At 53.4% G+C, this 19596-nt stretch carries 18 protein-coding genes; 4 read left to right on the top strand and 14 right to left on the bottom strand.

Annotation, left to right across the window (positions count from 1 at the left end; translation table 11 throughout):
* Positions 1–22 precede the first annotated feature (22 nt).
* Together AC0VXT_RS09105 and AC0VXT_RS09100 are read left to right on the top strand one after the other, a co-directional pair.
* Positions 23–2056: a lytic transglycosylase domain-containing protein gene (locus AC0VXT_RS09105; RefSeq protein ID WP_475548360.1), complete on the top strand. Its 2034-nt coding sequence runs from the start codon at positions 23–25 to the stop codon at positions 2054–2056.
* Positions 2057–2154: 98 nt separating this feature from the next.
* Complete coding sequence (locus tag AC0VXT_RS09100) at positions 2155–2853, top strand: haloacid dehalogenase type II (RefSeq protein ID WP_475548359.1); 699 nt, start codon at positions 2155–2157, stop codon at positions 2851–2853.
* A 139-nt stretch (positions 2854–2992) separates the two neighbouring features.
* Here the strand turns inward: AC0VXT_RS09100 and AC0VXT_RS09095 are convergent, their stop codons facing one another.
* Together AC0VXT_RS09095 and AC0VXT_RS09090 are read right to left on the bottom strand one after the other, a co-directional pair.
* The gene (locus AC0VXT_RS09095; protein WP_475548358.1) at positions 2993–3457 is read right to left on the bottom strand and encodes a bactofilin family protein; all 465 of its coding nucleotides are present in this window, start codon (positions 3455–3457) and stop codon (positions 2993–2995) included.
* A complete protein-coding gene (locus AC0VXT_RS09090) occupies positions 3414–4742 on the bottom strand; it encodes a peptidoglycan DD-metalloendopeptidase family protein (protein WP_417823651.1) in 1329 nt (442 codons plus the stop codon). The genes AC0VXT_RS09095 and AC0VXT_RS09090 overlap by 44 nt, the downstream gene beginning before the upstream one ends.
* A 228-nt stretch (positions 4743–4970) precedes the next feature.
* Between AC0VXT_RS09090 and AC0VXT_RS09085 the strand changes: the two genes are divergently transcribed.
* Together AC0VXT_RS09085 and AC0VXT_RS09080 are read left to right on the top strand one after the other, a co-directional pair.
* Positions 4971–5462: a phosphatidylglycerophosphatase A family protein gene (locus AC0VXT_RS09085; protein ID WP_022732332.1), complete on the top strand. Its 492-nt coding sequence runs from the start codon at positions 4971–4973 to the stop codon at positions 5460–5462.
* Positions 5459–5956 carry a CinA family protein gene (locus AC0VXT_RS09080; RefSeq protein WP_475548357.1) on the top strand — a complete coding sequence of 166 codons (498 nt, stop codon included), beginning with the start codon at positions 5459–5461 and terminating at the stop codon, positions 5954–5956. The genes AC0VXT_RS09085 and AC0VXT_RS09080 overlap by 4 nt, the downstream gene beginning before the upstream one ends.
* Positions 5957–6007: 51 nt before the next feature.
* Here the strand turns inward: AC0VXT_RS09080 and AC0VXT_RS09075 are convergent, their stop codons facing one another.
* The 12 genes from AC0VXT_RS09075 to tpiA all read right to left on the bottom strand — a co-directional run bounded on the left by AC0VXT_RS09075 (position 6008) and on the right by tpiA (position 19561).
* On the bottom strand, positions 6008–6466 hold the full coding sequence (locus AC0VXT_RS09075; RefSeq protein ID WP_101300585.1) for a type II toxin-antitoxin system RatA family toxin: 459 nt from the start codon (positions 6464–6466) through the stop codon (positions 6008–6010).
* A 39-nt stretch (positions 6467–6505) separates the two neighbouring features.
* Entirely contained in the window at positions 6506–7504 is a 999-nt protein-coding gene (lipA, locus tag AC0VXT_RS09070) for a lipoyl synthase (RefSeq protein WP_475548356.1), read from the bottom strand.
* A 118-nt stretch (positions 7505–7622) separates the two neighbouring features.
* Complete coding sequence (gene lpdA / locus AC0VXT_RS09065; RefSeq protein ID WP_022732336.1) at positions 7623–9020, bottom strand: dihydrolipoyl dehydrogenase; 1398 nt, start codon at positions 9018–9020, stop codon at positions 7623–7625.
* A gap of 95 nt (positions 9021–9115) precedes the next feature.
* Positions 9116–10441, bottom strand: a complete 1326-nt coding sequence (locus tag AC0VXT_RS09060) for a pyruvate dehydrogenase complex dihydrolipoamide acetyltransferase (protein WP_475548355.1) — start codon at positions 10439–10441, stop codon at positions 9116–9118.
* Positions 10442–10505: 64 nt separating this feature from the next.
* Entirely contained in the window at positions 10506–11939 is a 1434-nt protein-coding gene (locus tag AC0VXT_RS09055; RefSeq protein WP_475548354.1) for a pyruvate dehydrogenase complex E1 component subunit beta, read from the bottom strand.
* Between the two features lie 54 nt (positions 11940–11993).
* The gene (pdhA, locus tag AC0VXT_RS09050; RefSeq protein ID WP_022732339.1) at positions 11994–13004 is read right to left on the bottom strand and encodes a pyruvate dehydrogenase (acetyl-transferring) E1 component subunit alpha; all 1011 of its coding nucleotides are present in this window, start codon (positions 13002–13004) and stop codon (positions 11994–11996) included.
* A 567-nt stretch (positions 13005–13571) separates the two neighbouring features.
* Positions 13572–13922: an FtsB family cell division protein gene (locus AC0VXT_RS09045; protein WP_022732340.1), complete on the bottom strand. Its 351-nt coding sequence runs from the start codon at positions 13920–13922 to the stop codon at positions 13572–13574.
* A gap of 393 nt (positions 13923–14315) precedes the next feature.
* Positions 14316–15587 carry a phosphopyruvate hydratase gene (gene eno, locus AC0VXT_RS09040; protein ID WP_022732341.1) on the bottom strand — a complete coding sequence of 424 codons (1272 nt, stop codon included), beginning with the start codon at positions 15585–15587 and terminating at the stop codon, positions 14316–14318.
* A gap of 104 nt (positions 15588–15691) precedes the next feature.
* On the bottom strand, positions 15692–16549 hold the full coding sequence (gene kdsA / locus AC0VXT_RS09035; protein ID WP_412778373.1) for a 3-deoxy-8-phosphooctulonate synthase: 858 nt from the start codon (positions 16547–16549) through the stop codon (positions 15692–15694).
* A 49-nt stretch (positions 16550–16598) separates the two neighbouring features.
* Entirely contained in the window at positions 16599–18227 is a 1629-nt protein-coding gene (locus AC0VXT_RS09030) for a CTP synthase (protein ID WP_022732343.1), read from the bottom strand.
* A 121-nt stretch (positions 18228–18348) separates the two neighbouring features.
* Positions 18349–18708, bottom strand: coding sequence for a preprotein translocase subunit SecG (secG, locus tag AC0VXT_RS09025; protein ID WP_101300590.1), 360 nt, complete (start codon positions 18706–18708; stop codon positions 18349–18351).
* Positions 18709–18805: 97 nt separating this feature from the next.
* Complete coding sequence (gene tpiA, locus AC0VXT_RS09020; RefSeq protein WP_417823645.1) at positions 18806–19561, bottom strand: triose-phosphate isomerase; 756 nt, start codon at positions 19559–19561, stop codon at positions 18806–18808.
* Positions 19562–19596 lie beyond the last annotated feature (35 nt).

Raw genomic sequence — 19596 nt, 5'->3', positions numbered from 1 at the left:
AAAGGCACAAGGGGACAATTACATGGCGCAAGCGTCTTTCCGCAAGATTTCGGTCTGCGCATTGGCACTGGGCTTATCGATGCTGATGCCAACAGGCAATCAGGCAAAGGCCGAGGCATACGAAGACAATCTTCTTCTAACGCAACCGCCCTCGCCGGCCTATTCCGCAGTCAGCCGGGCCAGACTGAATGCATTTCTTGATGCTCTTGAAAACGGGCGTACAGAAACGTTTGAGCAATTGCTCCCGAATTTTGAGGATCCGTTGCTGCAAAAGGCCGCAGAATGGATGTGGCTTGTTGCCCCGAATTCGGGGCGCAGCTTTGAAGAAATCACCACTTTTATCGACGCCCATCCAAAATGGCCCAGTCAGTCATTGCTGCGCCAGCGTGCCGAAGAAGTCATGACCGATGCGGTGCCTGACGCCGAAATTCTCGCATGGTTCAAACGATCTGCACCGGTAACCGCCGATGGCGCAACCCGCCAGATCAAGGCCCTTTTGAACGCCGGACAGGTATCTGCTGCAACCGCCTTGATCCGTGCAAGCTGGATCAACGAAAATTTCGGCAGTGGACAGGAACGCCGTTTCCTTGACCGGAACAGCAAATACATCGATCAGGATACCCATCAACAGCGCCTTGACCGCCTGTTGTGGGAAGGCCGACTTGGCCCGGCATCACGCACGATGGAATATGTCAGTGACGACTATCGCCTACTGGCAAAGGCCCGTGCAGCATTGCGCTCAATGAGTGGCGGAGTGGATGCGGCAATCAACCGCGTCCCTGAAAAATACCGCAATGATCCGGGATTGATATACGAACGTGTTCGCTGGCGTCGCATTAAGGACCGTGATCAGGAAGCCCGTGATCTGCTGCTGTCACAGGCAAATGATCTCGCCTACATCTCGATCCGCCCACAATACTGGTGGCTTGAAAAGGCCATTTTGGCGCGTCGCGCCCTGCAAAAGGGCCATATCACCGATGCCTATCGTTTGGTCGCCAACCATGGTCAGACCGATGCAGGGGATATTGCAGAAGCCGAATGGTATGCCGGGTGGATTGCGCTCGAGTTCCTTGGCGATGCGGATATTGCCCTAACGCACTTCCAGAACCTTTATGATGTTGTGCAGTACCCGATCAGCCTGTCTCGCGGTGCCTATTGGGCCGGTCGGGCCAGTGAAAAAATTGGCGACAAGGACCGTGCACACCATTGGTATAAACTTGCCGCGGAACATGCCCATACATTCTATGGTCAACTGGCAATCGATGCGCTTGGCGCCAAACCAAGCTATTCAGTGATCCAGCCGGTTCCGACAGCAGAACAACGTGCCGATTTTGAAAATCAGGAACTGACACAGGTTGTTCGCAAACTTGGCGATCTTGGCCTTGGCAACATCATCCGGCCGTTCATCATGGCACTGGTTTATGAACATGATGAACCGGAATATCTTGCCATGGCGACCGATCTTGCACGTGAATATGGCCGGGCCGACCTTGGCATTATTGCTGCCAAACGAAGCATCCGTTCTGGCAGCGGCTATCTTGATGCCGCCTATCCGGTCCATGAACAGGTTCCGTTGGGACGCAATCCAGATCCTGGCCTTGTACATGCGATCATGCGCCAGGAAAGCCTGTTTAACCCGAATGCAGTGTCGTCTGCCGGTGCACGCGGTTTGATGCAATTAATGCCCGCAACGGCAAAACGCATGGCACAGTCGCTGGATCTTGAATATGACACCGAACGTCTGACCGAAGACCCGTCGTTCAATATTGCTGTTGGACGTGCCTATCTTGCGCGGTTACTCGATCGTTGGGGCGGCGAAGAAGTCCTGACAATTGCCAGTTACAATGCCGGACCAACCCGTGTGCGCCAGTGGGTCAACGAATATGGTGATCCGCGTGATCCCGATGTTGATGTCGTCGATTGGATTGAAATGATCCCCTATAGCGAAACCCGAAATTACGTGCAGCGCGTGATGGAAGGAACCTATGTCTATCGCAGACGTTTTGCCCGCGACGAAATCGCGATGGGGCAAGACAACGCCAAGACCGACGAATAAACCACCGTTGCGCACAGTCGAAAAACACACCGGCTTGCGCAACGGTTACCATCGCACCAAATTTGATCCATCCTGCTTGTCAGAAGAAGGTCGAAAACATGTCCGATAAAGAACTTTCATCCTGCCGCGCATTTGTATTCGATGCTTACGGTACACTTTTTGACGTCGGCTCCGCCGTTGCCAAGTTTCGCGACACTGTCGGCGATGAGGCAGAGCGACTTTCCGCAGTCTGGCGGCAAAAGCAACTTGAATACACATGGCTGCGCAGCCTGATGGGTGATTTCACCGACTTCTGGACCGTTACTGGCGATGCCCTTGATTTCGCCATGGAACAGACTGGCAAAAAAGACCCGGTGTTACGTGCCAAGCTGATGGAAACCTATCTGTCACTTGATACCTTCCCGGAAGTTGTCGAAACGCTTAAAGCCCTTAAATCGCAGGGCCACAAGCTGGCCATCCTGTCGAATGGGGCCAAGCACATGCTGATTTCAGCGGCCAAATCATCGGGTATACTGACGTTGTTCGATCACATTATCTGTGTCGATGATCTCAAAACCTATAAGCCGCACCCAGATGTCTATCAGTTGGCAGTCGATCAGCTCGAAGTTGACGCCGCCGAGATATCATTCCAGTCGTCCAATGGCTGGGATATTGCCGGTGCCGGGCATTTCGGGTTCCGCACCGCCTGGATCAATCGCAGCAAACAACCGATGGAACGCCTGTCACATCAGGCTGATGTGGTGCTAAACGGTCTGGATGAACTTTTGCCCCTGATTGAGGGACCACAAAAAGCGTAACTGGGAAGACTGGACAGCGGTTTTTCTGACAGACGACATTACGACCAATAAAAAAGGCAGGCCAAACGGGCCTGCCTTTCATTTTATGGAACCAGCGGATCGCGACTTTTTGGTCGCGCCCTTGGTGATCATCTTTAGATCACTTGCTGTGTTGTTCTTTTTTGATATGAGACGCAACAACCTGCCCTGCCTGAATAACCGTCAGGCCACCTTCTTCGGCAAGGCCTTCAATACGGCGGCAGTGCCCTTCGATATGGGCACCGGGCTCGATCGACAGGCTTTCATGAAGGATATCGCCCATCATGCGTGCTGTGTCTGCCAGCGATACGTCACGGGCTCGGACTTGCCCGGTGACGGAACCGCAAATGCGAATCTTGTCGGCAACGATTTCGCCGCGGACTTCGCCAGATTGACCAATGGTCAGATTACGGGTGCGAATGTCACCATTCACAGAACCATCAACCTGCACATCAGATTCCGAGATCAGATCGCCGGTTACCCGAAGATCCGCATTAATTACTGAAAGGCCACCCTTCTTCTTGGCAGCAGAACCACCGTGATTAGTTGTTGCCGTTTGTTTCGTCTTGCTCGTTTTTGAAAACATAACGTCCCGCCTCAATGAACTTTATCGGATTGACCGGTTTGTCATTAACCAAGACCTCGTAATGAACATGGCTTCCCGTACTTCGACCGGTACTTCCCATCAATGCAACGATGTCTCGATAACCTACTTCATCGCCCTTCTTTACGAGGACCTTGTATAAATGCCCAAAACGGGTTCGAACGCCGTTCCCATGATCGAGTTCGACCATCTTCCCGTATTTGCCACTCCACCCTGCATGCACCACTTTTCCGGGTGCTGTAGCAAAGATCTTTGTTTTGACCGGCCCGGCAAGATCGACGCCGGAATGAAAGGCCCATTTCCCATTGATCGGGTCTTTTCGTTTACCGAACGGACTGGATAGATAATAAGCCCCTGCCGGTTCCCCGATCGGTGCCTTCGTTATTCGCTCATTCAGATTGGCAAGATGATCCATGCGATCATTCAAGGCCACGGCTGTATTGACGAATTCCTCGTCCTGCGGATGTTCGGGCTCAAACGCCACGAACGGACCACCAACCCCCGGTTCATCGGGCTTCATCGGCGGCAGGATAAATTCTTCCGGCTGCAAGCCGGTCATTTCAAGAACACTTTCCAGTTCAAGAATAGTACTGTCTGCGGTTTCTGCCACCCGCTGCATCGCCTGTTGCTGCACGGTATGCAGATCAGCAATACGTTGGCGCGTGTCACTCAGTTCAACCTGCAATTTTTTTGACCGCTGCAAGGCCTGATCCCGTTCACGCATGAGCCGCGACATCACAGTTTCAACTGTTTCGAGTTCATCGCGCAGTGCCAGATTGCGGTTGGTAATCCCGTCGATCTGCCCTTGAAGAGCCGACATCTGGTTGTCCATTGACGTCCGAAGCGCAGAAATACGGGTTTTTTCTTTCTCACTACTTTCGAGCTTGGACGTATAATCCTGTACACGCGCTTGAAGCTGCATGTTCTTTTCGGCCATCGACAGAAGGTTGCGGTGCGTCCCTTCCATCTGGGTCGTAATTTCGCCAAACCGACGCTGACTTTCTGTAACCCGCGTAATCAACTGGTTATAGGACAGCTCGCTGCGAAAAAGTTGCTGTTCGCGCGTCGCCAGCCTTTGATCAAGGTACCAACTATACCCCGACACACCGACCATCCACGTGATGGCAGCCGCCCCGAACGAAGCCAAACCGAGCTGTGCGTATTTTCCAAGCCGAAGCTGGTAAACAGAATCGTTTGATCGGACCAGTATCTGCCGGTCCGGGAACCATTTATTCACCAAGCGACGCGTGCGTTCAAACGCCGACATATTCAGTATATAACCCCTACTTGCCCGTACTCACGCATCCGGGACCCCCGATCACGCATTGTTTCTTCTTAGCCCCATCGATCTTATTTTTTGCTTTATCTTTACGCTACCTGTTACTCGCCACTCAGGCAAGCATGTTAACGCAACCTTAACTTCAAAATTTTCTCCGGTCGGTTGCTTTGCTATGGTACTTAATGGCATGTTCAATAGCTAATGTGCGGATCAGTAATGCCTTTTTCCCGTTTTTTGATCACCTGCTCCGCCACCTGGTTCTATAGCGGAAAAAGTCCAAAGGCCCCCGGCACGATGGGGTCTTTTGCCGCATTACCGTTCGGCTGGTTGTTGTGGGCTTACGGTGGCAACACCGCCCTTATCGTTGCCAGCATCGTTGTTTTCGTTTTCGGCGTGTTTATCGCTGATCGATACAGCCACATGATCGGCGTCCATGATGCCGGTGAAATCGTCATTGATGAAGTTGTCGGTCAATGGATGTGCCTGATGGTCATTCCGCTTGGCAATGGCTGGATTGATCTTGCCTGGCTGTTTGGGGCTTTCGTAGCGTTTCGTGTATTTGACGTTTTAAAGCCGTGGCCGATCCGCTGGGTTGATCGTCGTGTCGGGGGCGGGTTTGGCATCATGTGCGATGATGTTCTGGCAGGAATATTCGCAATGATCATACTTGCCGGCATCCATCATTTCATCAGCGGGGGATTTGTATGATGATAGATGACACTATCCTGACCGCCGCACGGAATCTGATTGAAAAATGCACCCAACAAGGCGAAATGATCGCAACGGTCGAGTCTTGTACCGGTGGATTAATCACCGGCGCACTGACCGCCGTCGATGGCAGCTCATCTGTGGTTGATTGCGGGTTTGTCACCTATTCCAACGAGGCAAAGCACTGCTTGGTCGGTGTAAGCCAAGATGTACTGGCCGAACATGGTGCCGTGTCACAACAGGTCGCCGAGGCGATGTGCGAAGGCGCATTGCAGCGCGCCCCGAATGCAACCATTGCCGTCTCTGTCACCGGCATTGCTGGTCCGGGGGGCGGAAGTGCCTTAAAACCAGTTGGCCTGGTTCATTTTGGCTGTGCAGGCAAAGGACGAGCAACCAAACTGTATCACGAAGTCTTTCCCGGTGATCGCCATGCGGTGCGTAAGGCAACCATCCTTCAGGCCTTTGCCATGATCAACGACATGCTAAGCGACTGATCAAGCAATATACGCCTGCCCCAACCTCCATGATCGAGATATAAAAGAGAGTTAGTCGCCCGATGGCGGCACGTTCGGCGCGCCATACACTTCGCGGGCGCGGTTTTCAAACGCCCCCACCATTCTTTTGACCGCTTCGTTAAAGACCACCCCGATCATCTTTTGCAAAAGAGCTGATCGGAATTCAAAATCAACGAAGAAATCAAGCCAGGTCCCGCCGTCCTCATCCTTTTCAAACACCCAATGGTTGTTGAGGTATTTGAACGGCCCTTGCAGATACTCGACATCAATCCGGTCCGGGCGCTGCAAGGTTACTTTGGACGTGTATTTCTCGCGGAACATCTTAAAGCCAATCACAAGATCGGCCTTAAGAACATCACCCTCACGGCTTCGTACACGCGATGCAACGCACCACGGCAAGAACTCGGAATAGGAATCGACATCCTCGACGAGTGCAAAGAGTTGTTCCTGCGTATAAGGCAGCTTCCTGCGCTCTGCATGCGTCGGCACTCGATATCTCCCCTTATCGTCGCGCGTGTCGTTTCTAACTTATTCGGCGGCTTCGGTCGCGCGTGCCGCTTTTGCTTTGGCCTGATCTGCCGCCGCCAGCTTTTTCTCACGTGCTTCACGCAGCTGTTCGAAATCGCGGTCCGCGTGATAGCTCGAACGCGTCAACGGCGTTGCTGACACCATCAAGAAGCCCTTGCCACGTGCCATCGATGCATATTCATCGAATTCATCAGGCGTGACGAACCGATTGACCGGCTCATGTTTAAGGGTTGGCTGCAAATACTGCCCAATTGTCAGGAAATCGACATCAGCAACCCGCAGATCATCCATCACCTGTGAGAGTTCCTTACGTTCTTCGCCAAAACCAACCATCAGGCCCGATTTGGTAAAGATCGTCGGATCAATCTGTTTCACCCGATCCAGAATACGCAGCGACTGGTAATAGCGCGCGCCCGGACGGATGTTGGTATAAAGACGCGGCACGGTTTCCAGATTGTGGTTAAACACATCCGGGCGTGCCTTGGCGACGATTTCAACCGCTCCCGGCTTATCACGGAAATCCGGGGTCAGAATTTCAATGGTGGTTTCCGGCGCTTTATAACGGATCGCTTCGATCACGCGGGCAAAGTGGGCTGCCCCGCCATCGGCAAGGTCATCACGGTCAACAGACGTGATCACAACATGCTTAAGCTGCATGTCGGCAACCGCCATCGCCAGATTTTCCGGCTCAAACGGGTCAAGCGCGTTCGGCATCCCGGTTTTAACGTTACAGAACGAACATGCACGTGTGCAGGTGTCTCCCATAATCATGAAGGACGCGTGTTTTTTCTGCCAGCATTCACCGATATTCGGGCATGCGGCTTCTTCGCAGACCGTATGCAGGTTCAGACCACGCGCAAGTTCGCGGGTTTCCTGATACCCCTTCGACGTCGGCGCCTTAACACGGATCCAGGACGGCTTGCGTCCTGATGGACGATCCGGGCGTTTTTGCTTTTCCGGGTGACGAAGTGCTTTCGCCTCGTTCTGCGCCGTCGACATAGAGTGACCTCCGAAGGATTTGACGGGCGGCAATGTGCCGCCACGCCGCGTATTTGTCAAACCGACATTCGTCAAATTACGTCATACCGGGCATGCTTGCCCGGTAAAACGCGATATTTTAGAAATGGATCGCACGCCCATAGGCGTCAAGGACCGACTCATGCATCATTTCCGAAAGTGTCGGATGCGGGAAGATCGTATGCATCAGGTCCTCTTCGGTCGTCTCAAGCCCCATGGCCACGACAAAGCCCTGAATAAGCTCAGTCACTTCGGTCCCAACCATATGCGCGCCCAGCAATTCGCCGGTTTTCGCATCAAACACGGTTTTCACCAGACCTTCGGGCTCCCCCAATGCAACCGCCTTGCCGTTGCCAATGAACGGGAATTTGCCAACTTTGACATCATACCCGGCGTCTTTGGCTTTGGCTTCGGTCAGGCCGACACTGGCGACCTGTGGATGGCAATAGGTACAGCCCGGAATCTTAAGCGGATCAATCGGGTGGACATTTTTGACACCGGCGATTTTCTCGACACAGATGACACCTTCATGCTCGGCCTTATGAGCCAGCATCGGCGGACCGGCAACATCGCCAATGGCATAGATGCCCGGTTCTGCGGTGCGCGAATATTCATCGGCGCCAATAACGTTGCGATCAACTTTGACTTTGGTGGTTTCAAGACCGAGGTTTTCGGTATTGCCAATCACACCAACAGCCGAAATCACGCGATCAACGGTGATTTCCTGTTTCTTGCCGTCTTTGGTCTCAACCGTCACAACAACGTTATCCGCATTGCGTTTCAGATTGGCAACCTTGGCTTCGGTCAGGATTTTCATCCCGTCCTTGGTCATCATTTTCTGTGCAAGGGCGGCAACTTCCTTGTCTTCGACCGGCATGATCTGCGACATGATTTCAACCACGGTCACATCCGCACCCATGGTGTGATAGAAGCTGGCAAATTCGATCCCGATTGCACCCGACCCGACAACCACAATGCTTTTGGGCATTTTGTCCGGCGTCATCGCCTTTTTGTAATCCCAAACCACCTTGCCGTCGGCCTCAAGCCCCGGCAGTGAACGGGCACGTGCGCCGGTGGCAATAATGTAATGCTTGGCCGTATAGGTGCCTGCATCCTTGCCTTCAACAACGATCTTTTTCGGGCCATCAAACTTGGCTTCGCCGTTGATGACGGTAACCTTGTTCTTCTTGAGAAGATGACCAACACCGCCGGTCAGCTGTTTGGAAACGCCACGCGACCGCTGAATGACGGCATCAAGATCAAAGGACGGCTTTTCGCACGAAAGGCCATATTCCTTTGCATGGTTCATATTGCGATATACTTCGGCTGAACGCAGCAACGCCTTGGTCGGGATACAGCCCCAGTTCAGGCAAATACCACCAAGATGTTCACGTTCAACAACAGCCGTTTTCAGGCCAAGCTGGGCAGCACGGATTGCGGTTACATAACCACCCGGACCTGCACCAATCACGATTACGTCGAAATTGCTATCCGCCATCGTAGGATCTCCTTCGCCTGCCCGTCACCGGTTACAGGTCTTGAAATTCAAATGCTTGCGGGGACTAATTAAAGTCCCCGCGCAACTTTGGACCCTCAGAGCAGCATGCTCAGCGGATCTTCAATCAGCTTTTTGAATTCGGCCATGAACTCGGCACCGACCGCGCCATCGACCGCACGGTGGTCAACAGACAGGGTGCAGCTCATGACCGTGGCAATGGCAAGCGCGCCGTCTTTAACAACCGGACGCTGTTCGCCTGCACCGACGGCAAGAATGCAACCCTGCGGCGGATTAATGATGGCAGAAAATTCCTTAATACCAAACATGCCCAGATTGGAAACCGAGAAGGTTCCGCCCTGATAATCTTCCGGCTTAAGTTTGCCATCACGTGCTTTGCCAGCAAGTGCTTTCATCTCGCCCGAGATTTCAGCAAGGCCTTTGGAGCCCGCATCACGCACAACTGGCGTAATCAGCCCACCCTCAATGGCAACCGCCACCGAGATATCCTGTTTCTTGCACATCAGGGTCGCTTTGTCGGTCCAGATGGCGTTCGCCGCCGGAACTTTTTTAAGTGCCAACGAAACAGCACGGATGACAAAGTCATTGACCGAGATTTTGACACCGTCACCAGCTTTTTCATTCAGCTGCTTACGGGTGGCAAGAAGGTTGTCGAGTTCGCAATCGACCGTCAGGTAGAAATGCGGAACCTGCTGTTTGGATTCTGTCAGGCGACGTGCGATGGTTTTGCGCATGCCACTGTTCGGAACTTCTTCGTATTCCGGAAGACCGGTCAAATCCGGGTTCCAGCCAGATGCCGCCGGTGTAGCAGAAGCAGCCGGTGCAGATGGCGCAGCCTCTGCGTCCGATTTCTTCTCAGCCGGTTTCGACGACATGGCCGCTTCGACGTCACGTTTAACAACGCGACCACGCGGACCAGAGCCGGATACAGCCGCAAGGTCAACACCTTCGTTCGACGCAATGCGTCGCGCAAGCGGGCTGGCCTTAACGCGCTCACCACCAGATACAGGGGCTGCTGGTGCCTGACTTGCTTCTGCCGGGGCAGAAGCAGCCGCTGGTGCGTCTTCTTTGGCGGGTGCAGGCTCTTTTGTTTCTTTGGAACCTGCCGCCGAGGTATCGGCTGCTGACGTATCAGCACCGTCAAGCGCGCTTTCGTCTTCGTCTTCTTCAAGCAGAAGCGCGATTACCTCGTTTACAGGAACACCCTCGCTGCCTTCGGCAACAAGGATTTTACCGATTTTGCCTTCATCGACGGCTTCGACTTCCATCGTGGCTTTGTCGGTTTCAATTTCTGCGATGACATCGCCCGATTCAACGGTATCACCTTCCTTGACGTGCCATTTTGCCAAGGTGCCTTCGGTCATGGTCGGCGAAAGCGCCGGCATCAATACTTTTACAGGCATGAACACATTCTCCCGGTAACGGGGCGGTGCGTTTTATAACCGCACCTGCCCCTGTCCGTATCACTTAGCGATAGCAAACGGCCTTGGCCGCATCGACGATGTGCTGCTCTTGCGGAAGTGCAAGCACTTCCAAGTTTGCAGCATACGGCATCGGAACATCTTCCCCGGCGACACGCGCAACCGGTGCGTCGAGGTAATCAAATGCATGTTCCATGACCGCCGATGCGATTTCCGCACCGATACCGGCGAAGTGCCAGCCTTCTTCACAGGTGACAATACGGTTGGTTTTCATCACCGAGCGAATGATCGTGTTCACATCCAGCGGACGGATCGTACGCAGGTTGATAACCTCGGCCGAGATGCCCTGCTCTGCCAGCTGTTCAGCAGCTTTCAGTGCCTTGCCAACCATGATCGAGAAAGCAACGATGGTGACATCGGTCCCTTCGCGTTCAATTTTGGCCTGACCGATTGGCAGAACGAAATTGTCGTCATCAGGAACTTCGAAGCTCTGACCGTACATCAGTTCGTTTTCAAGGAAGACAACCGGGTTCGGATCGCGGATCGCCGCCTTAAGAAGACCTTTGGCGTCTGCGGCCGAATACGGTGCAACAACCTTAAGACCCGGGCAATGTGCGTACCATGATGCATAGCACTGCGAGTGCTGGGCACCCACGCGCGATGCGGCACCATTTGGACCACGGAACACAATCGGACAGCCAAGCTGGCCACCAGACATATAAAGCGTCTTTGCTGCCGAGTTGATGATCTGATCAATCGCCTGCATGGCGAAGTTGAACGTCATGAATTCAACAACCGGTCGCAGGCCCATAAATGCGGCCCCCGTCGCAAGACCAGCAAACCCCTGTTCGGTGATCGGCGTATCAACAACACGCTTGTCACCAAACTCATCAAGCAGACCCTGGGTAACTTTGTAGGCCCCCTGGTACTCCGCAACTTCTTCGCCCATGACAAAGACGTTTTCATCACTGCGCATTTCTTCGGCCATTGCATCACGCAAGGCTTCACGCACCGACTGGGTTTTAAAGCTGGTGTAGGTTTTCTCATCCTGCGTTGCGTTAACAACACTCATGGCGCGCGGATCAGACTCCGCACGTTCAACCGTACCACTTGCGGAAACCGGGGCGGCTTTTGCCGTGCTCGGTGCCGGTGTTTCTTTTTCTTCGGCGGGTGCCGGTGCGGCTTCTGCTTTGGGCGCAGGTGACGCAGAAACATTATCAAGTGCAGATGCATCCTCGTCTTCGTCGAGGATGTACGCGATGACTGCATTCACCGCGACATTTTCGGTACCTTCAGCGATCACGATCTTGCCCACAGTACCTTCATCGACAGCTTCGACTTCCATCGTCGCCTTGTCGGTTTCAATTTCTGCGAGGACGTCACCGGATGCGACAGTGTCGCCTTCCTTGACAATCCATTTGGCAAGCGTGCCTTCGGTCATGGTCGGCGACAGCGCCGGCATCAAAACTTCAATCGGCATTGTTCCCTCTCTCCCGGGAAAAATCGTTCAAAAGCGGTTCGCGAGAGTTCGCGATCACGCGTCGATCAGAATATCGGTAAACAGCTGCGAAACATCCGGTTCCGGGCTGTTCTGTGCGAACTCGGCCGCTTTTGCGACGTCGGATTTCACTTCCTTGTCGATATCTTTCAGGCCAGCTTCGTCAATGATGTCGCCATCAATAAGAAGCTTTTTGACCATATCGATCGGATCGTGTTCTTTGCGCATCTTGTCGAGTTCGTCCTTGGTGCGATATTTCGCAGGATCCGACATCGAATGACCGCGATAACGATACGTTTTCAGCTCAAGGATATAAGGGCCCTTGCCTGCGCGGCAGTGTTCAACCGCACGTTCGCCAGCGGCTTTCACCGCCAGAACATCCATACCGTCAACCTGTTCACCCGGAATGCCATAAGCAGAGCCGCGCTGATAAAGATCAGGACTGGATGAATGACGCTGGGTAGAGGTACCCATGGCGTACTGGTTGTTCTCGATGCAATAAATCACCGGAAGCTGCCAGAGTGCGGCCATATTGAAGGACTCGTATACCTGCCCCTGGTTGACGGCACCGTCACCAAGATAGGTCAGGCAGACCTTGTCTTCACCGCGATATTTGTAATTGAAGGCAATACCGGTCCCAAGCGGAACCTGTGCGCCAACGATACCATGTCCGCCATAGAAATTCTTTTCCTTGGAGAACATATGCATCGAGCCACCCTTACCTTGGGAGTACCCGCCTTCGCGTCCTGTCAGCTCTGCCATCACGCCACCGGCATCCATGCCACATGCAAGCATATGTCCATGGTCACGGTAACTGGTGACAACACCATCGTCGCCGGTAACAGCAGCCTGCATGCCGACAACGACTGCTTCCTGCCCGATGTAAAGGTGACAGAAGCCACCGATGAGACCCATGCCATACAGCTGACCGGCTTTTTCTTCAAAGCGACGGATCAGAAGCATTTCACGGTAATATTTGAGGAGATCGTCACTGCTCGCCTGATTGTCGGCGCGCGTTGTGGCGCGTTTGCGTTTCGTGGTCGCCATGTTTCCTCCCGGTGGATGGCTGTCGCTTAAGCATCATGTATGAGCGCTTAATTCGGTACTGGACCACCGAAATGACTACCTAAAACCACGTGGAAGGGCAAGTAATCTAACACTGAATAAACCGTTGTTTTGCAACGCACAATTGCTGATAAACCATAAAATGGTTAATTATCGCAATTTCACAAATATACAGATTTTCAGAGTTTTCAGCTACTTGGGGCGATCCTTTAAAATCCGTTCATTCCCTCACGTCACAAATGCTATGCTTTTATGAACATAATATCGCATAGCCGTAAAAGAACAAATACAACCCCAGAAGGCATTCAATATCAACGCCCTCAACTGTTTTCCTGAGGAATTGGCATTTCAACCAAAAGTCAGTTGAAACAAAACCTTATCCAAAGGGATTTATTACTGAAGCCATTTCACAACTATAAATATTCACATCAAGCACAGGATTTGTGCCAAACCGGTGCCAAAACGGCAAAAGTTACAATAATTGCAATCAATGGATTCTCCGGCCTGTTTTAAAGCACCGGAAGAAACGATGACGTAGTGCCGGGAAGATTACTTCTGCGCTGTGATGGTTGCGGTGTCGCTGTAGCCATCATGATGGAAGATAATCACATCATCTGGATGGGCGGCATTAAGCATCGCACGCGCGCGTTCATCAAGCAGATCGGGGTCAAGATGCTTGGCGCGCAAGGACACAACATGTTGTTCAAGCAGTTTGCGCTTTTGCGTCGTCTCATCGCGGACCAAAGCAATCTCGGTGACACGATCCTGCATCGACCAATAGGTCAAAAGGCCGCGATCACCTTCCACACTATGGAAGATGAAATACGCCATTACTGTAAATGCGATGACCGGTGCAACAGCCTGTTTAAGGCGACGAAAGACCGGTGATGTTGAAGACATTTACCCCTGCCCGTGCGCACAAAGCCGATCTGACGGCTTAAAAAGTTATTCCGGCTCCGCAACATGAAAACAACATACGTTATTCTCATGCCTTATCAGGTAGATAGCACCTGCTAAGGTCAGAAGCCGGATAATATTACCCGTCAAGTAACACCCAAACGCGTAAAAATAGAGTTAACCGCGCGCTTCAAACGCACAAAAATACGGTCAAACAGGTAATTCTGAATTAGGAAAATGGTGTTGCAATAGCACGCAGAAGCAGCCGCTTCATACACCATTGCCTTGGCATCTCAACCTTTTCGGGCACCACTCATTGCCCATAGAAAACGGGCCATCCCGGAATTCCCGGAACGGCCCGCTTTAATATCTGTTGATCGTTAAAACCGATACGGCTTACTTCAGGATCGAACGCCCCGGATAATACGCACCGGCATCAAGCATCTCTTCGATGCGGATCAACTGGTTGTATTTTGCAAGACGGTCAGAACGTGACAGCGAGCCGGTTTTGATCTGACCACAATTGGTGGCAACCGCCAGATCGGCAATGGTCGAATCTTCGGTTTCGCCCGAACGGTGCGACATCACGGCAGTATAGCCTGCACGATGGGCCATCTCGACAGCTTCAAGCGTCTCGGACAGTGTGCCGATCTGGTTGACTTTGACCAGGATCGAGTTCGCCACACCCTTTTTGATGCCGTCGGCAAGACGGATCGGGTTGGTCACAAACAGATCATCGCCAACCAGCTGGGTTTTAGCACCGATTGCTGCGGTCAATTCTGCCCAACCGTCCCAGTCATCTTCGGCCATGCCATCTTCGATGGAGAAGATTGGATATTTCCCGACAAGATCGGCCCAGTATTTCACCATACCACCGGCATCAAGGGTCTTACCCTCGCCCGCCAGCACGTATTTGCCGTCTTTGTAAAATTCGGTTGATGCGGCATCAAGCGCCAGAACAACGTCTTCTTCCGGGCGATAACCAGCGGCCTCAATCGATTTCATGACATAGCTGATTGCCGCTTCGGTCGATGCGATGTTCGGGGCGAAACCACCTTCATCCCCGACCGAGGTGCTCAGACCGTCTGCTGACAGTGCCTTTTTCAGGTTATGGAAGATTTCAGCACCCATACGGATCGCGTCTGACCCGGTTTCGGCGGAGACCGGAACAACCATGAATTCCTGAACGTCGATGGCGTTATCGGCATGCTCGCCACCGTTGATGATGTTCATCATCGGTACCGGAAGGGTTCTGGCAAACGAACCGCCCACATAACGAAACAGCGGCAGGCCCGCATCTTCGGCCGCAGCCTTGGCTGTGGCAAGCGACACACCAAGGATCGCATTTGCGCCAAGGCGGGCTTTGTTCGGGGTACCGTCAAGATCGATCATCACGGTATCAACAGCAATCTGGTCTTCGGCATCCATACCAACCAGCGCTTCAAAAATCTCACCATTGACCGAGGCCACTGCCTTGGTGACACCTTTGCCCATATAGCGGTCTTCTTTGTCACGCAGCTCAACAGCTTCGTGTGCACCGGTTGACGCGCCAGACGGAACGGCAGCACGACCAAAGGCGCCATTTTCCAAAGTGACATCAACTTCGACCGTCGGGTTACCACGGCTGTCAAGGATTTCGCGGCCGCGAATATCGATAATAGCGGTCATGACTGAAACGTTCTCCTTAAGGACGAGGAAGCAAGCCCTTTATTGAGCCTGCGGGTTACAGTAAAAACAATGCCGCCAGACATGTTCTGGCGGCATTTTTATTTTCAGACGTCAAACATATCCAGACGAACCGGGTTGGCTTTGGCCACCTTGTCGAGTTCCATCAGGACCGAAAGAACTTCGGGGAGTTTGTTCAACGGAATTTGGTTCGGGCCATCGGAAATGGCCGTCGCCGGGTTATCGTGGGTTTCGATAAACAGTGCCGCGATGCCAACCGCAACGGCCGCACGTGCAAGCACCGGCGCGAATTCGCGCTGGCCGCCGGATGTCGTGCCCTGCCCGCCCGGCTGTTGAACCGAATGGGTAGCATCAAAGACAACTGGATAGCCCTGACGGGCCATGGTGGGAAGTCCGCGGAAGTCTGTGACAAGCGTGTTATAGCCAAAGCTGGTTCCACGGTCGCACAGCATAATATTTTCATTGCCGGTGGCGGCAATATTATTGGCGACATTGGCCATGTCCCAAGGGGCCAGGAACTGACCCTTTTTGACATTAACCACGCGCCCGGTTTTGCCCGCCGCCTGCAACAGATCGGCCTGACGGCACAGGAATGCCGGGATCTGCAGAATATCGGCAACTTCGCCCACCGCCGCACACTGATCAGGCAAATGCACATCGGTTACAATCGGAAGGCCGGTCGTGGCTTTGACCTCGGCCAGAATATCAAGCCCCTCGGACATGCCAACACCGCGTTTGGATGTGGTGCTGGTCCGGTTGGCCTTATCAAACGAGCTTTTATAGACAAGCCCAATGCCCATTCCCTCGGAAAGTTCCTTAAGGGCAATGGCCATTTCAAGCGCATGCGCACGGCTTTCAATCGCACACGGGCCCGCCAATACAGCAAACGGCCGGTCATTGGCGATTTCGATATTTCCGACTTTAACGGTTTTGATTTCGGTCACTTCACTGACTTTCACTCAGGGCTTCAGGCACGCAAGCGATTGGATTGGATCACACCAGACGACTGCGCTCTTTGGCAGCCTTGATGTAGGACACAAACAGCGGATGCGGATCAAGCGGACGCGACCGCAGTTCCGGGTGGAACTGAACGCCGATAAACCACGGATGATCCGGGTATTCGACGATTTCCGGCAACCGCCCATCCGGCGACAGGCCCGAGAATTTAAGCCCTTTTTCCTCAAGCTGCCCCATGAAGTTTACGTTAACTTCATAGCGATGGCGATGGCGCTCAAGCACGGTTTCACTGGCATAGATGTCGCGCGCACGCGATCCGTCAACCAGTTTGCACTCGTAATTGCCAAGACGCATGGTGCCGCCAAGATCGTCTTCATCCGAACGTCGCTCAACCGACCCACCGTCTTTGGACCATTCGGTCATCAGACCGACAAGCGGTGTTTTCGTCGGACCAAATTCAGATGACGATGCATCTTTAAGGCCCGCCAGGTTACGCGCCGCCTCAAGAACCGCCATCTGCATGCCAAAACAAATGCCAAAATACGGCACCTTGTTTTCACGGGCATAGCGCGCAGCGGCAATCTTGCCTTCTGCGCCACGCTCGCCAAAACCACCCGGCACCATGATTGCATCAAGCTTGGACAGGATTTCGCTAACGTCGCCCTCTTTTTCAAGCGCGTCTGACGCAATCCATTCCAGCTTAACCCGGACCTTATTGGCAATGCCGCCATGAGTAAGGGCTTCGGTCAGGGATTTATAGGCATCGGGCAACTGAATGTATTTGCCAACGATCCCGATGGTGACTTCACCTTCCGGGTTCCGAATGGTGTTGCAAATTTCATCCCACGGACGCAAATCGGGGTCCTGTGCCTGCAGGCCGAAGTGATGAAGCACTTCGTTATCAAGACCATACTGGTGATAGCTGATCGGCACCTGATAGATGTTATCAACATCATAGGCCGGGATAACAGCCGCTTCACGCACGTTACAGAAACGCGCAATCTTGCGGCGTTCGTTGATCGGAATTTCACGATCACACCGGCACAGAAGGATATCAGGCTGAATACCAACACTTTGCAGTTCCTTGACGGAATGCTGGGTTGGTTTGGTTTTAAGCTCACCGGCCGATGAAATATACGGCACCAAAGTCAAATGCATGAACAAGGTCCGGCCATCGCCAAGATCATTGCCCATCTGACGGATGGCCTCAAGGAACGGCAGGCTTTCGATATCACCAACCGTGCCGCCAATTTCGACCAGAACGAAATCCTCGGTCGCATCGGACTGAACGAATTCCTTGATCGCGTCGGTAATGTGCGGAATGACCTGCACCGTCCCGCCAAGGTAATCCCCGCGACGTTCGCGCGCAATCACATTGGAATAAATCCGGCCCGTGGTCACGTTGTCAGAACGGCGCGATGATACGCCGGTGAAACGTTCATAATGGCCAAGATCAAGGTCGGTCTCGGCCCCATCTTCGGTGACATAGCACTCACCGTGCTGATATGGGCTCATGGTGCCCGGATCAACGTTGATATACGGATCAAGCTTGCGCAGGCGAACGGTAAAACCACGTGCCTGTAGCGAGGCACCCAAAGCAGCCGACGCCAGGCCTTTGCCCAACGAAGAAACAACGCCACCGGTGATAAAGATATAACGAGTCATTTCTTTGCCTCATCTCAAAGCACAAAGCCTCGGTTCCAATGCAGTGCATCATGAACCGGGAAATACAACAATCAAAAAATGAGGCGGCAAGTTTGCCGCCTCGGGTCGTCGGTTATTTTGTCTAGCGGGTCGGAGCCGCGGGCCCGGTATCCTCAGCGGGTTCAGTAACCGCTGGGGCATCCGTGGTCGCCGAGGACGATGCTGCTGGAGCCTGCTCCAAGATGGAAGCCGGCTTGGTGTGGCTATTGGACTGGAGGGCCAGGATGATGCTGGTGATCATGAACGCGCCGGCCAGTATCGCAGTCGTGCGGGTCAGCAAGTTTGCGGCACCGCGTGAGCTCATCACGCCAAAACCGCCGCCGCCACCGCCGCCGCTGTTACCACCGATACCAAGCCCACCGCCCTCGCTGCGCTGTACGAGAATGACGGCAATCATGCCAAGCGCGAGAAGAAGGTGAATTACCAGAATAACTGTTTGCATGGTGTCGAAACTCTTGTCCTAACTTCCGATCCGAACACAACCTGCCCCGGATCGGGCATAAATTTGATGCGTATTTAACCCGTTTTATGGCTGTTGGCTAGGCGCAAGTTTCAATAATTTTCCAAAAATCATCAACCTTGAGGCTGGCCCCGCCGACCAAAGCACCGTCAACATCTTCGACAGCAAGCAATTCTGCCGCGTTGGACGGTTTGACCGAACCACCATAAAGAATACGGAATTCATCACCGTCTTCAAAACGTTCAACAAGTTCGGCACGAATTGCCGCATGAACCTCGGCAACTTCGGCAACACTGGCCGTCCGCCCGGTGCCAATGGCCCAGACCGGCTCATAGGCAATAATCGTGTTTTTCGCCGTCGCCCCATCGGGCACCGACACCGCAACCTGACCATTAACCACCGCAAGTGTCGCCCCAAGATCACGTTCCTGTTCGGTTTCACCGACACAGACAACCGCCGCCAACCCCGCATCATGCGCGGCAATGGCCTTCAGACGGATGGTGGTGGAACTTTCATCGTGATCGGCACGCCGTTCGGAATGCCCGACAAGAACATAACCCGCACCAATGTCAGCCAGCATCGGGGCGGCCACATCCCCGGTATGTGCACCCGACGTCGCAACATGGCAATCCTGCCCGCCAACCATAACAGCACTGCCTTTGGTCGCCGCAACAACCTCCGACAAAAGAGTTGCCGGCGGACAGACAAGAACGTCACAGCCCAAAACCCCGCGTTCGCCCGCCTTGGCCGCAAGGGCCGTGGCCAGCGCGACACCATCCGCGCGCAAACAGTTCATTTTCCAGTTTCCGGCGATCATGGGACGGCGTTGGGTCATGGATGTGGTCCTCTTGCTGGGTCAGGGTCAAACAG

It is taken from the genome of Thalassospira sp. Z349TD_5 (assembly GCF_056173045.1).
The sequence above is the reverse complement of the archived record's forward strand: the minus strand, read 5'-3'. Positions and strand labels throughout refer to the sequence as shown.